At 64.3% G+C, this 14,211-nt stretch carries 13 protein-coding genes; 7 read left to right on the top strand and 6 right to left on the bottom strand.

The genetic code is table 11. The features are described 5' to 3' along the window. The first annotated feature begins 28 nt into the window (after positions 1-28). The 7 genes from panD to AC4OR5_RS21680 all read left to right on the top strand — a co-directional run bounded on the left by panD (position 29) and on the right by AC4OR5_RS21680 (position 9,277). Positions 29-409, top strand: coding sequence for an aspartate 1-decarboxylase (gene panD / locus AC4OR5_RS21710; RefSeq protein WP_003095150.1), 381 nt, complete (start codon positions 29-31; stop codon positions 407-409). Positions 410-498: 89 nt separating this feature from the next. Next, positions 499-2,163 carry a glucose-6-phosphate isomerase gene (gene pgi, locus AC4OR5_RS21705; protein ID WP_058160325.1) on the top strand — a complete coding sequence of 555 codons (1,665 nt, stop codon included), beginning with the start codon at positions 499-501 and terminating at the stop codon, positions 2,161-2,163. Between the two features lie 193 nt (positions 2,164-2,356). Further along, positions 2,357-4,294, top strand: a complete 1,938-nt coding sequence (gene acs / locus AC4OR5_RS21700; RefSeq protein ID WP_003161366.1) for an acetate--CoA ligase — start codon at positions 2,357-2,359, stop codon at positions 4,292-4,294. A 98-nt stretch (positions 4,295-4,392) separates the two neighbouring features. Further along, positions 4,393-5,274: an oxygenase MpaB family protein gene (locus AC4OR5_RS21695; protein WP_009314245.1), complete on the top strand. Its 882-nt coding sequence runs from the start codon at positions 4,393-4,395 to the stop codon at positions 5,272-5,274. A 124-nt stretch (positions 5,275-5,398) separates the two neighbouring features. Beyond that, positions 5,399-8,668, top strand: a complete 3,270-nt coding sequence (locus AC4OR5_RS21690) for a DUF748 domain-containing protein (protein ID WP_058160326.1) — start codon at positions 5,399-5,401, stop codon at positions 8,666-8,668. 4 nt (positions 8,669-8,672) lie between these two features. After that, on the top strand, positions 8,673-8,966 hold the full coding sequence (locus tag AC4OR5_RS21685; protein ID WP_079992427.1) for a DUF2845 domain-containing protein: 294 nt from the start codon (positions 8,673-8,675) through the stop codon (positions 8,964-8,966). After that, positions 8,963-9,277 carry a DUF2845 domain-containing protein gene (locus AC4OR5_RS21680; protein WP_058160327.1) on the top strand — a complete coding sequence of 105 codons (315 nt, stop codon included), beginning with the start codon at positions 8,963-8,965 and terminating at the stop codon, positions 9,275-9,277. Before AC4OR5_RS21685 ends, AC4OR5_RS21680 begins: the two co-directional genes overlap by 4 nt. 59 nt (positions 9,278-9,336) lie before the next feature. Here the strand turns inward: AC4OR5_RS21680 and AC4OR5_RS21675 are convergent, their stop codons facing one another. The 6 genes from AC4OR5_RS21675 to rbfA all read right to left on the bottom strand — a co-directional run bounded on the left by AC4OR5_RS21675 (position 9,337) and on the right by rbfA (position 14,151). Further along, entirely contained in the window at positions 9,337-9,534 is a 198-nt protein-coding gene (locus AC4OR5_RS21675; protein WP_003095174.1) for a CsbD family protein, read from the bottom strand. A 49-nt stretch (positions 9,535-9,583) separates the two neighbouring features. Continuing rightward, on the bottom strand, positions 9,584-9,928 hold the full coding sequence (locus tag AC4OR5_RS21670; RefSeq protein WP_003095177.1) for a BON domain-containing protein: 345 nt from the start codon (positions 9,926-9,928) through the stop codon (positions 9,584-9,586). A 272-nt stretch (positions 9,929-10,200) separates the two neighbouring features. Then, positions 10,201-12,306 carry a polyribonucleotide nucleotidyltransferase gene (gene pnp / locus AC4OR5_RS21665; RefSeq protein WP_003095181.1) on the bottom strand — a complete coding sequence of 702 codons (2,106 nt, stop codon included), beginning with the start codon at positions 12,304-12,306 and terminating at the stop codon, positions 10,201-10,203. 173 nt (positions 12,307-12,479) lie between these two features. Continuing rightward, the gene (gene rpsO / locus AC4OR5_RS21660) at positions 12,480-12,749 is read right to left on the bottom strand and encodes a 30S ribosomal protein S15 (RefSeq protein WP_003095184.1); all 270 of its coding nucleotides are present in this window, start codon (positions 12,747-12,749) and stop codon (positions 12,480-12,482) included. A gap of 95 nt (positions 12,750-12,844) precedes the next feature. Beyond that, complete coding sequence (gene truB / locus AC4OR5_RS21655) at positions 12,845-13,759, bottom strand: tRNA pseudouridine(55) synthase TruB (protein ID WP_003100522.1); 915 nt, start codon at positions 13,757-13,759, stop codon at positions 12,845-12,847. Positions 13,760-13,761: 2 nt separating this feature from the next. Next, positions 13,762-14,151 (bottom strand): 30S ribosome-binding factor RbfA, encoded by a 390-nt coding sequence (rbfA, locus tag AC4OR5_RS21650; RefSeq protein ID WP_003095188.1) that lies wholly within the window; start codon positions 14,149-14,151, stop codon positions 13,762-13,764. Between the last annotated feature and the right edge of the window lie 60 nt (positions 14,152-14,211).

Here is a 14,211-nt window from a genome sequence, read left to right as displayed (position 1 = left end):
CCCCCGCGGACCCGATAGGAGTCGCCCCATGCACGCCATCATGCTCAAAGCCAAGTTGCATCGCGCCGAAGTCACCCATGCCGTCCTCGACTACGAAGGCTCCTGCGCCATCGACGGCGATTGGCTGGACCTCTCCGGAATCCGCGAGTACGAACAGATCCAGATCTACAACGTCGACAACGGCGAGCGCTTCACCACCTATGCGATCCGCGCCGAGAACGGCTCGAAGATGATCTCGGTGAACGGCGCCGCGGCACACAAGGCCAAGGTCGGCGACCGCGTGATCATCTGCGCCTACGCACACTACAGCGAAGCCGAACTGGCCAGCCACAAGCCGCGCATGCTGTACATGGCGCCGGGCAACCAGCTCAGCCATACCAGCGAGGCGATTCCGATACAGGTCGCCTGACCTCGCCCCCTCTGGATAAAGCCCGGTTTCATCCGGGCTTTTTCATGTTCAAATAAGTGCGCCATCGAATTCCAACCAGAAGGTCAGCCATGAAGCACCACCTCACTCCGCTGGATGCCACGCAACTCGACAGTTGGCGCGCCCTGGCCGCCCATCGCCAGGAACTGCAGGACTTCAGGATGCGCCAGGCGTTCATCGGCGATCCGGAGCGCTTCAAGCGGTTTTCCTTCAGCGCCTGTGGGCTGTTCCTTGACTTCTCGAAGAACCTGATTCGCCAGGACACCATCGACCTGCTGGTGAAGCTGGCCGAGGAAGCACGGCTGAGCGACGCGATCCGGGCGATGTTCGACGGCGAGGCGATCAATGCCTCCGAGCGCCGGCCGGTACTGCATACCGCGCTGCGTCGACCGATCGGCGACAAGGTGCTGGTCGATGGCGTCGACGTGATGCCGGAAGTCCACCGCGTCCTGCACCAGATGACCGAACTGGTAGGCTACGTGCACAACGGCCTGTGGCGCGGCTATACCGAAAAGCCGATCACCGACGTGGTGAACATCGGCATCGGCGGCTCCTTCCTCGGCCCGCAACTGGTATCCGAAGCCTTGCTGCCGTTCGCCCAGAAAGGCGTGCGCTGCCACTACCTGGCGAACATCGACGGTAGCGAGTTCCATGAACTGGCCAGCCGCCTGAACGCCGAGACCACCCTGTTCATCGTTTCCTCCAAGTCCTTCGGGACCCTGGAAACCCTGAAGAACGCCCAGGCCGCACGCGCCTGGTACCTGGCCCAGGGCGGCACCGAGGAAGAGCTTTACCGCCATTTCATCGCCGTCTCCAGCAACAAGGAAGCCGCGATCGCCTTCGGCATCCGCGAGGAAAACATCTTCCCCATGTGGGACTGGGTCGGCGGCCGCTACTCGCTGTGGTCGGCCATCGGCCTGCCGATCGCCATGTCCATCGGCATCTCCAACTTCAAGGAACTGCTGTCCGGTGCCTACAACATGGACCAGCACTTCCAGACCGCGCCGTTCGAACGCAACATCCCGGTGCTGCTCGGCCTGCTCGGCGTCTGGTACGGCGACTTCTGGGGCGCGAACAGCCACGCGATCCTGCCCTACGACTATTATCTGCGGAATATCACCGACCACCTGCAGCAACTGGACATGGAATCCAACGGCAAGAGCGTGCGCCAGGACGGCACGCCGGTCACCAGCGGCACCGGGCCGGTGATCTGGGGTGGTGTCGGCTGCAACGGCCAGCACGCCTACCATCAGTTGCTGCACCAGGGCACCCAGTTGATCCCGGCGGACTTCATCGTCCCGGTGAGCAGCTACAACCCGGTGGCCGACCATCACCAGTGGCTGTACGCCAACTGCCTGTCGCAGAGCCAGGCGCTGATGCTCGGCAAGAGCCGCGAGGAGGCCGAGGCCGAACTGCGCGCCAAGGGCCTGCCGGAAGCCGAAGTGCAGCGCCTGGCGCCGCACAAGGTGATCCCGGGCAACCGACCGAGCAACACCCTGGTGGTCGAGCGCATCAGCGCCCGCCGCCTCGGCGCGCTGATCGCCATGTACGAGCACAAGGTCTACGTACAGAGCATCCTCTGGGGCATCAACGCCTTCGACCAATGGGGCGTGGAGCTTGGCAAGGAACTCGGCAAGGGTGTCTATTCGCGCCTGGTCGGCAGCGAGGAAACCCCGGCCGAGGACGCCTCCACCCAAGGCCTGATCGACTTCTTCCGCGGCCGCCATCGCGGCTGATCCGCCTCTCCCCAAAGCCCGGCCCTAGGCCGGGCTTTTTCATTCCGTCCGGCGATTGACCCCGGCGCCTTCCCCGCTCGCGCCTTTGGCACTTGAACATGGCACTCGCCTGGCCCACCCTTGGTCGAACCTGAAGAGGGGCCGCGTGCGGTCTCTCGACACCTTGCGGAGCAGAAAAACAAAGGAAACCGCCATGTTCGAGATCAGCGTCCACCCGGTGCCGGACGCCGTCCGCCAGCGTGCCTACCTGAACGACGACGACTACCAGCGCCTGTACCGCCAATCCGTCGAGAACCCCGAAGAGTTCTGGGGCGAGCAGGCCAAGGCCTTCCTCGATTGGTTCAAGCCCTGGCACAGCGTCCACCACGGCGACCTGAGGAAAGGCCAGGCCACCTGGTTCAAGGGCGGCCAGTTGAACGTCGCCTACAACTGCATCGACCGCCACCTGGAACGCCGCGGCGAACAGATCGCGATCGTCTGGGAAGGCGACAACCCCAGCGAATCCGCGCACATCACCTACCGCAAGCTGCACCACAACGTCTGCCGCCTGGCTAACGTGCTGAAGAGCCGCGGCGTGGAAAAGGGCGACCGGGTCTGCATCTACATGCCGATGATTCCCGAGGCCGCCTACGCCATGCTCGCCTGCGCCCGCATCGGGGCGGTGCACTCGGTGGTGTTCGGCGGCTTCTCGCCGGACTCGCTGCGCGACCGCATCCTCGATGCCGACTGCCGCACCGTGATCACCGCCGACGAGGGCGTGCGCGGCGGCAAGTACATCCCGCTGAAGCAGAATGTGGAAAAGGCGCTGAAGGACTGCCCGGACGTCTCCACCGTGGTGGTGGTCGAGCGCACCCAGGGCGACATACCCTGGGTCGAAGGCCGCGACATCTGGTACCACGAGGCGCTCCACGCGGCCTCAGCCGACTGCCCGGCGGAAGCGATGGACGCCGAGGACCCGCTGTTCATCCTCTATACCTCCGGCAGCACCGGCAAGCCGAAGGGCGTATTGCACACCACCGGGGGCTACCTGCTCGGCGCGGCGATGACCCACAAGTACGTGTTCGACTACCACGATGGCGACGTCTACTGGTGCACCGCCGACGTCGGCTGGGTCACCGGACACAGCTATATCGTCTACGGCCCGCTGGCCAACGGCGCCACCACCCTGATGTTCGAGGGCGTGCCCAACTACCCGGACGCCTCGCGCTTCTGGCAGGTGATCGACAAGCACCAGGTGAATATCTTCTACACCGCGCCGACCGCGATCCGCGCGCTGATGCGTGAAGGCGACGCCCCGGTCCGCCAGACCTCGCGCAGCAGCCTGCGCCTGCTCGGCTCGGTGGGCGAGCCGATCAACCCGGAAGCCTGGGAGTGGTACTACCAGGTGGTCGGCGAGAAGCGCTGCCCCATCGTCGATACCTGGTGGCAGACCGAGACCGGCAGCATCCTGATCACCCCGTTGCCCGGCGCCACTGCGCTAAAGCCAGGCTCGGCGACCCGCCCGTTCTTCGGCGTGCAACCCGTGCTGCTCGACGAGAAAGGCAAGGAAATCGACGGCGCGGGCAGCGGCGTACTGGCGATCAAGGCCAGTTGGCCGAGTCAGATCCGCAGCGTCTACGGCGACCACCAGCGGATGATCGACACCTACTTCAAGCCCTACCCCGGGTATTACTTCAGCGGCGACGGCGCGCGCCGCGACGAGGACGGCTACTACTGGATCACCGGCCGGGTCGACGACGTGATCAATGTCTCCGGACACCGGATCGGCACCGCCGAGGTCGAGAGCGCGCTGGTCCTGCACGATGCGGTGGCCGAGGCGGCGGTGGTCGGCTGCCCGCATGACGTGAAGGGCCAGGCCATCTACGCGTTCGTCACCCTGATGGCCGGCAGTCAGCCCAGCGAGGCGCTGCAACAGGAATTGCTGGCCCTGGTCGGCAAGGAGATCGGCAGCTTCGCCAAGCCGGATCACCTGCAATGGGCGCCCAGCCTGCCGAAGACCCGCTCCGGCAAGATCATGCGGCGTATCCTGCGCAAGATCGCCTGCAACGAGCTGGACAGTCTCGGCGATACCTCGACCCTGGCCGATCCGGGAGTGGTGCAGGGGTTGATCGACAACCGCCTCAACCGCTGACCCGCGCAACCGTCCCGCCGCCCTGCGGCGCGGGACGGTTCCAGTCGCTCCGGCGCCTGGGTTAAGCTCGTGCCTGCCCCGTCGTAGCGAGCCCCCCCATGGAAAGCGTCCGTCGCCATATCGAAAGCCAGGTGCTGAGCCTTACCGGGCTCGCCGTCGGCGGTGTCGACTTCGAATCGCCGAAAGGCGATCCGGGCCTGTTCGGCCCCGACGCCGCCTGCTGGAAGGTCCACGGCGACTTCAGCAGCATGATGATCGGCGGCATCGGCGCGCTGCTCCTGCAGATGCTCCATCCGCTGGCCCTGGCGGGGGTGTGGGACCACTCCAATTTCCGCGACGACCTGCTCGGGCGCCTGCGTCGTACCGGCCAGTTCATCTCGGCCACCACCTACGGCCCGCTGGCCGATGCCGAGCGACTGATCGAGCGGGTCCGGCGCATCCACGAAAGCGTCATCGGCCAGTTGCCCGACGGCACGCCCTACTCCGCCAGCGACCCGGACCTGCTGACCTGGGTGCATGTCGCCGAGGTCAGCAGCTTTCTCAAGTCCTACCTGCGCTATCTCAATCCCGACCTGCCGGGCAGCGAGCAGGACCGTTACTACTCGGAAATCGCCCTGGTCGCCGAACGCCTCGGCGCCCGTGCGGTGCCACGCGACCGCCAGCAGATCGCCACCTACCTGGAGGCCATGCGTCCGCGACTGCGTTGCGACGAACGCACCCGCGAAGTGGTGCGGATTCTCTTCAACGCGCCGGCGCCCAGCACCCTGGCCAGGCCGTTCGGCGCGCTGATGCTGCGCGCAGGCGCCGAGCTGTTGCCGGAATGGGCCGGATCGATGCTCGACCTCCCGTTCAGTCCGCTGCAACGCCGCCTGATCCGCGGCAGCGTCAGGCGCAGCGTCCCCTTGCTGCGCTGGGCGGTGCGCAACGCTTCGATGCATCGAGCCTGTCGGCGCATGGGGCTGCCGCCGGTGAGTCACTGAACTTTCGTGCCGTGACAGCAAGAATACCCGTCCAAAGGCTCTGAAACGGCGCGAATCACGGTCGGAACCTTGAGGCCGTGCCATACTCCAACGCACCGCTTAGAACGGAAAACGAAAGAGAGCCATGCCCAAAGGACTGAAACGCGCTGTCAGCGCCCTGCTGATCACCTTCCTCGTCTATTGCCTGCTGGGCTTCCTGCTCATACCCGGCATCGGGCTGCGCGTCGCCAACCAGCAACTGGCGCAATACGCCACCGTCCCCGCACGTCTCGAACGTATCGAATTCAACCCCTTCAGCCTGGAATTGACCCTCTGGGGTCTGCGCCTGGGCGACGAGAAGAACCCCCAGCTCGCCTTCCGCCGGCTGTACGCCAACCTGCAGCTGGACAGCCTGTGGAAACGCCAGCTGCACCTGGCCGACGTCGAGCTGGAAGGTCCGCATACCGAACTGCTGTTCGACGAGAAGGGCCAGCTCAACCTGGCCAGCCTGTTCAGGATCCCGCCGAGCGAATCGCCCGAGCCTGAACAGCCGAGCGATCCGTTCCCGCTGCGCATCGACCGCATCCAACTGGCCGAGGGCAGCCTGCACTTCCAGGACCTGCGACCGAGCGAGCCGGTGGACTTCAGCTTCGATCCGCTGGGCTTCGAGCTGCACAACCTCAGCACCCTGCCCGACGACGGCGCGAAGATGACCCTGGTCGCCACCGGCCCGAACGGCGGCCGCCTCGACTGGGAAGGCGACCTGACCCTGGTGCCGATCACGTCCAGGGGCCACCTGAGCGTCAAGGATATCCAGCTCAAGGCCTGGTGGCCCTATGTCCGCGACAATGCCCCGCTGGTGCTGGAGAACGGCGTGGTCAGCCTCTCCAGCGACTATCGCCTGGACCTGTCCAAGGACACCCAGCTGCTGCTCGACAAGGCCGCGCTGAAACTCGCCGACTTCAGCATCAATTCGCCCCAGGGCAAGCCGCTGGCCAAGCTCGCCAGCCTCGACGTGGCCGCTACCACCCTGGACCTGGCCAAGCAGGAAGTGGTGCTCGGCGAAGTCCGTAGCCAGGGCCTGGAAGCCTGGGCCGCGCGCGAGAAGGACGGCCAGCTCGACTGGCAGAAACTGTTCGCCGACTTCACTCCGCCGCCACGCAAGGCGCCTGCGCCCAAGCCGGCGGAAAACACCGATCCCGCCGCTGCCCCGGCCGACGCGGCGCAGACCACCCGCGAACCGGCAACCGACGGTGCCGCCAAGGCAGCCGCGATAGCCTCGGGCGACGCGGGCAAGGACAGGCCTGCGGAGAAGGACGCCAGCGTCGCCAAGACGGAAAGGGCAACGGACGACAAAGAGTCCGCCAAGGCCGCGGAAGGCGGCGCTGCCGATAAAGTAGCCAAGCAAGAGACGAGCGAAGCTCCGAAGACCGGCAAGGCAACCGGGCAGGAAACGGCCAAGACTGCGGAGATCGACAAGGCGGCCAACGACAAGCCGCAACAGCTCGCCGGCACTGCAAAGACGCCTCCGCCGGAAAGTACGAAAGCCGCCGCGGAGACGCCCGCCAAGCCCTGGCACATCGTCCTGCGCGACGCCCAGCTGCGCGGCTACAAGGCGCACCTGGTGGATCGCCAGCCGGCCACCGAGGTCCCGCTGGAAGTCGGCCCGCTGGACCTCGACCTGCAGAACGTCGACAGCCTCGGCAAGACCCCCTTCGACCTCAAGCTCAAGACCGGCCTCGGCAACCGCGGCCAGGTCCAGGCCAGCGGCCAGGTGGTGCTCGATCCGGTCAGCGCCAGGCTCAAGGTCAGTACCCGCGACATCGACCTGCGCGTGGCCCAGGCCTACATCTCGCCGTTCATCCGCCTGGAACTGCGCAGCGGCTTCCTTGGCAGCGAGCTGGCGGTCGACCTGAAGAGCGTCGAGCCGCTGGCCTTCAGCGTCGACGGCAGCGCCGAAGTCAGCCAGTTGCATACCTTGGATACCATCAAGGACCGCGACTTCGTCAAATGGACCAAGCTGACCCTCAACGGCCTCGCCTACCGACACGAGGACAGCCTGTCGATCCAGAGCGTGTCCTTCGAGGAGCCCTACGCCCGCTTCATCATCAACGAAGATCGCAGCACCAACGTCAGCGAGCTGATCATCCCGCAACCGGCTAGTTCGTCCGGCAAGGCCGCCGCCGAAAGCAAGAACGCGCCGGCGAGCAAGCCGCTGGGCATCCACATCGGCGGCGTACGGATCAACAACGGCTCGGCGAACTTCGCCGACCTGACCCTGATGCCGCCGTTCGGTACCGCCATCCAGCAGCTCAGCGGCGAAGTCGGCACCCTCGACACGCGCAACTCGCAGCCGGCCAAGGTGGACATCAAGGGCAAGGTCGACAAGTACGCACCGGTGACCATCGCCGGCGAACTGGACCCATTCGACCCGCTGAAGAAGCTCGACATCACCACCAGCTTCAAGCGCGTCGAGTTGACCACCCTGACGCCCTATTCCGGCAAGTTCGCCGGCTACCGCATCCGCAAGGGGCGACTCAACCTGGACCTGCACTACCAGATCGAACGCAGCCAACTGAAGGCGGAAAACAAGGTCCTGCTGGAAGGCCTGCAACTCGGCGAGAAGGTCGACAGCCCGGATGCCGTGGACCTGCCGGTGAAGCTGGCGGTAGCCCTGCTCAAGGACACCAAGGGCAACATCGATATCCAGTTGCCGGTGGCCGGTGATCTGAACAACCCGGAGTTCAGCGTCATGCCGATCGTCTGGCAGACCCTGCGCAACCTGGTCCTGCGCGCCGTGCAGGCGCCGTTCAAGTTCATCGCCGGCCTCGCCGCCGGCGGTAACGAGGATCTCGGCACGGTACCCTTCGCCGCGGGCAGCGACGAGCTGACGCCAGAAGCCCAGGCCAACCTCGACAAGCTCGCCGATGCGCTCAAGGAGCGGCCGGCGCTGCGCCTGGAAGTGGAAGGCGTGGCCTCCGCCGCGGCTGACGGTCCCTCGATCGGCGCCAAGCGTCTCGAACTGGAATACCAGAACACCTACTACCGCATGCTCCAGCGTCGCGGCGACAAGGTACCGAGCGACGCCAAGCAACTCGAGGTACCGGAGAACATGCAGGCACCGCTGCTCGAAGGCATCTACCGGACCCGCCTGAAGCAGCAGCCACCGGCCGAGTGGAAGGAACTGGACAGCGACGAACGCACCGCGAAGATGCGCGAAGCGGTGATCGCTTCCTGGGCCAAGAGCCAGGTGCTGCTGCGCCAGATTGGCCAGGCCCGGGCCACCCGGATCAAGGATTACCTGGTGGAGAAAGGCCAGTTGCCGGACGATCGCATCTACTTGATCGACGTCAGTTTCGCCGAAGGCGAAGACAAGGGTAATGTCGACACCCAATTGCACCTGGATAGCGAGTGATACCTTGCACAAGCGATTCGCCGCCCTCGCGGCCCCTCTGCTCCCCCTCGCCTGCGCTAGCGCGCAGGCCGACACCATGCGTTGCGGCAGCGCGCTGGTCAGCGTCGGCGACCGGGCCTTCGAAGTACAGCAAAAGTGCGGCGATCCGGATCACCGCGACGACGTCGGCTATACCCTGGGCAGCTACGATCGCCGGGAATTCAAGGTCGAGGAGTGGGTGTACGGCCCGCGCAACGGCGTGACCTACATCCTGACCTTCGAAGCCAACAAGCTGAAACGCATCGAGTTCAAGCGTTGAATCGCTCGCTTCCGCGTACCGGCCTGGTGGCGCTGCTGTCCCTGCTGCCATTGGCACATGCGCAGGCTGATTCGCTGCGTTGCGGCAGCCGCCTGGTCAGCACCGGCAACAGCAGCGCCGACGTTCTTGCGCGCTGCGGCGAGCCACGCAGCCGCGACAGCCTGGGTTATCGCGAGGTCGTCGGGGAATGGGGCAAGCGCTACGAGGTCGAGGTCCAGGAATGGATCTATGGCCCATGGAACGGCATGCTGTATTTCGTCCGTTTCGAGGGCAACCGCCTCAGCGCCATCCAGAGCCGGCGCGGCGACTGAATCCAGCGCCCATGAAAAAGCCCCGCCGGGCAATCCCGGCGGGGCTTCTTTCTACCTGTTCACAGGCGGTCGCTGAAGTCGCGAACTTCCTGTTCAGCCCTTTCCTTGGACCAGCCATAGCGTTCCTGCAGCTTGCCGACCAGGTATTCGGCATGTCCGTCGGCAGCCTGGAGATCGTCGTCGGTCAGATCGCCCCAACGCTCCTTGATCTTGCCGGTGAGTTGCTTCCACTTACCTTTGATCACATCGGAATTCATCGGTCTTCCTCCTGGTGACGAGGGAAAAGGGGTCGTTCGGCCCGGGCGCTTACTCGACCGATTTCAGGCCATCGGCGGAAACGGCTTTCACGCCCTTGATGCCCTTGGCGGTCTCGATCGCCAGGTCACGCTCGGCATCGCTCTTCACGTTGCCGGAAAGGGAAACCACACCTTTGTTGGTCTCGACCTTGATATCGACGCCACTGACATTCTTGTTGGCGATCAGGCTGGATTTCACCTTGCTGGTGATCCAGGTATCGGAAACCGCTTCTTCGGTTTTCTGCATAGTGTCGTTGGCCGCCAGGCTGATGGGCTGGGCAGCGAACGCATTGGCCATCGAGAAGCTCAGAGCAGTGGCAGTAGCAGCGGCAATAGCGAGTTTGCTGAATTTCATTGCGGTTTCTCCTATGGATTTCGAAAAACTGCAGCCATTCCTGGCGTCAGTTGCATAGTAGATATCGCAAGCGCTGTGCCAGTTTTCCTCTAAAATAAAATCCTTTAAAAACAATAAGTTAAAAAATAAGCTGGAAGCGAGACGGTTGCAGAATGCCGAATTGGCGATGACAGGGCTTGCAAAATGCAAGGATTCGCCCCCTTCGCCGAGAAGCGTGTCGCGGAAACGAAAACAGGGCCCGAGGGCCCTGTTTTCATCGATCACGACTCGACTTACACGCCGGAAGCTTCGGCGGCAGCCACGTCCTTGATCGACAGCTTGATGCGGCCACGGTTGTCCACGTCGAGCACCAGGACCTTCACTTCCTGGCCTTCCTGCAGCACGTCGGTGACCTTGTCGATGCGCTTGTCGCTGATCTGCGAGATGTGCACCAGGCCGTCCTTGCCCGGCAGGATGTTGACGAAGGCACCGAAGTCGACGATGCGCTCCACCTTGCCGACGTAGATCTTGCCGATCTCGGCTTCCGCGGTGATCGCCAGGACGCGCAGCTTGGCGGCCTCGGCGGCTTCCTTGGTTTCGCCGTAGATCTTCACGCTGCCATCGTCCTCGATGTCGATCGAGGCCTTGGTCTCTTCGCAGATACCGCGGATGGTCGCGCCGCCCTTGCCGATGACGTCGCGGATCTTGTCCGAGTCGATCTTCATCTGCAGCATGGTCGGGGCGTTCTCGGACAGCTCGGCGCGCGGCTTGGCGATGACCTGGTTCATCTGGCCGAGGATGTTCAGGCGAGCTTCCAGGGCCTGGCCCAGGGCGATCTCCATGATCTCTTCGGTGATACCGTTGATCTTGATGTCCATCTGCAGGGCGGTGACGCCCTTGTCGGTACCGGCAACCTTGAAGTCCATGTCGCCCAGGTGGTCTTCATCACCGAGGATGTCGGTCAGGACGGCGAACTTCTCGCCTTCCTTGACCAGGCCCATGGCGATACCGGCGACCGGCGCCTTGACCGGCACACCGGCATCCATCAGCGCCAGGGAGGCGCCGCACACGGAGGCCATCGAGCTGGAACCGTTGGACTCGGTGATCTCGGAAACCACGCGAATGGTGTAGGGGAACTCGTCCTGGGTCGGCAGCATGGCAGCGACGCCACGACGGGCCAGACGGCCATGGCCGATTTCACGACGACCCGGGCTGCCCATGCGGCCGCACTCGCCTACCGAGAAGGGCGGGAAGTTGTAGTGCAGCATGAAGGCGTCCTTGCGCTCGCCTTCCAGGGTATCCAGCAACTGGGCATCGCGCGCGGTGCCGAGGGTCGCGACGACCAGGGCCTGGGTTTCGCCACGGGTGAACAGCGCGGAACCGTGGGTCTTGCCGAGCACGCCGACTTCGATGCGCAGCGGACGCACGGTACGGGTGTCACGACCGTCGATACGCGGCTTGCCGTTGACGATGTTCTCGCGAACGGTGCGGTATTCCAGCAGGCCGAATACGTCCTTGACCTCGGAAGCCGGGAACTTGCCCTCTTCCTCGCCGGCGAACAGGGCCACGGCCTGGTCGCGCAGCTCGCCCAGACGGTTGTAGCGGTCCTGCTTGATGGTGATGGTATAGGCCTGGGAGATCGCTTCGCCCAGCTCTGCCTTGATGGCGTTGACCAGCACGGTGTTTTCCGCCGGGGCTTTCCAGTCCCAGGCCGGCTTGCCAGCTTCGGCGGCCAGCTCCTTGACGGCACGGATCACCGCCTGGAACTCGTCGTGGGCGAACAGCACGGCACCGAGCATCTGGTCTTCGGTCAGTTCGTCGGCCTCGGACTCCACCATCAGCACGGCGTCTTCGGTACCGGCCACGACCATGTCGAGGCTGGAACTCTGCAGTTGCTCGTAGGTGGGGTTGAGGATGTAGCCGATTTCCGGATGGAAACCGACGCGGGCGGCGCCGATCGGGCCGGCGAACGGAATGCCGGAGATCGCCAGGGCGGCGGAGGTACCGATCATCGCGGCGATGTCCGGATCGGACTTCTTGTTGGTGGAAACGACGGTGCAGACGACCTGCACTTCATTCATGAAACCTTCGGGGAACAGCGGACGGATCGGACGGTCGATCAGGCGCGAGGTCAGGGTTTCCTTCTCGGAAGGACGTCCTTCACGCTTGAAGAAACCGCCGGGGATACGGCCTGCGGCGTAGGTCTTTTCCTGGTAGTGCACGGACAGCGGGAAGAAGTCGCGGCCTTCGGCCGGCGACTTGGCGCCGACCACGGTGACCAGCACGCTGACGTCGTCCATGGTGACCAGTACGGCGCCGGTGGCCTGGCGAGCGATACGGCCGGTCTCGAGAGTGACGGTCGACTGACCGAACTGGAATTGCTTGGTTACCGGGTTCACGGTGTCTTTACCTTCTATGTTGCCTTGGGGGAAATCGGTGGAATGCCGGGAGTCGGACCCGAATCGATTCCTAGAAAGCGCGAAGCTGGAAGCCCGACGCCGATACCCGCCTCGTGTGCGGGTATCGACGCCAGACTTCCAGCTTCTTGCTTCAAGCTGCCGACCGGCGTCGCTTAGCGACGCAGACCCAGACGGCCGATCAGGGCAGTGTAGCGAGACACGTCTTTGCCCTTCAGGTAGTCCAGCAGCTTACGGCGCTGGTTAACCATACGGATCAGACCACGGCGGGAATGGTGATCCTTGCCGTTGGCCTTGAAGTGATCCTGCAGCTTGTTGATGTTGGCGGACAGCAGGGCTACCTGCACTTCCGGGGAACCGGTGTCGCCTTCAGCTTGCTTGTATTCGTTAACGATCTGCGCTTTTTCTTCAACGCTCAGTGCCATGATGGGCTTCCTCTGAGTGAACAGGCCGGGAATCGCTTCCCGTGTTTTAAAAGGAGGAATGACCGTGCCTGCTGACAGCCACCCTCGTATCGGTCTTATGACCGAATCAGTCGACGCGGGGCGATACGCCCGTCGTCGGTCACTTCACCGATACCGATGAAACGACCTGTGTGATCCTGCACCCGCAACCAGCCGAACTTCGGCGCTTCCGGGGCCCGCACCGGCTGCCCGTGCAGCCAGTAGTACGCACTGTGCTCGGACAACTGCAACACCGGCCAATGCAACAGGCCGCTGTCTTCCGGCATCAGGAATTGGTCCAGCGCTTCCGGACCACCTTCGGCATGCACGCGTTCGAGCGTCTCGAGGGTGATCGCCTGGGCCAGGGCGAACGGCCCGGCCTGGGTCCGCCGCAGTGCTGCGACGTGCGCGCCGCAGCCCAGGACCTGGCCGAGATCTTCCACCAGCGTACGCACGTAGGTGCCTTTGCTGCAGGAAACGGCCAGGGTCGCACAGGGCGGCTCGAAGGAGAGCAAATCCAGGCGCGTAATAGTAACAGAACGCGCCTCGCGCTCCACTACCTCTCCTGCACGGGCGAGCTTGTACAGCGGCTGTCCGTCTTTCTTCAGCGCCGAGTACATCGGCGGCACCTGCTCTATGTCGCCACGGAAGCGCGGCAGGGCCTGTTCGAGATCGTCCCGACCGACGGTCACGTCCCGCTCGGCGAGCAGTTCGCCCTCGGCGTCGCCGGTGGTGGTGGTGATGCCCATGCGCATCACCGTCTCGTAACCCTTGTCGGCATCGAGAAGATATTGGGAGAACTTGGTCGCCTCGCCGAAGCACAGCGGCAGCACCCCGGTGGCCAGCGGGTCGAGGCTGCCGGTGTGGCCGGCCTTCTCGGCATTGAGCAGCCAGCGGACTTTCTGCAGTGCCTGGTTGGAACTCATGCCGCGCGGCTTGTCGAGCACCAGGATGCCGCTGATGGAGCGGCGGATACGCTTCACCTGGGCCACGCTCAGTCCTCGGTCTCGTCGCCGTGGCGGCGGCCGTCTTCGGCCACCGCACGTTCGATCAGCGCGGACAGCTCGGCGCCGCGGCGGATGCTTTCGTCGTAGTGGAAATGCAGTTGCGGCACGCTGCGCAGCTTCATCGACTTGCCCAGCAACATGCGCAGGTAGCCGGCGGCGTCGTTGAGGATTTCCATGTTCAGGGCGATCTTGCCGGCATCGTCCTGGCCCATGACGGTGATGAACACCTTGGCGTGCGCCACGTCGCGGCTGACCTCGACACCGGTGATGGTGACCAGGCCCAGGCGCGGGTCCTTGATCTCGCGCTGGATCAGTTGAGCCAGTTCGCGTTGCATCTGATCGCCGATACGCTGGGTACGGCTGTAGTCTTTTGCCATTTTTCAACCTGCCTCCAGCGACACCCGGCCACTGGAAAAAAAAGCGACAAACGCCCGGGA

It is taken from the genome of Pseudomonas sp. YA1 (assembly GCF_058680555.1).
This window is presented reverse-complemented; position numbering and strand designations above follow the sequence as displayed.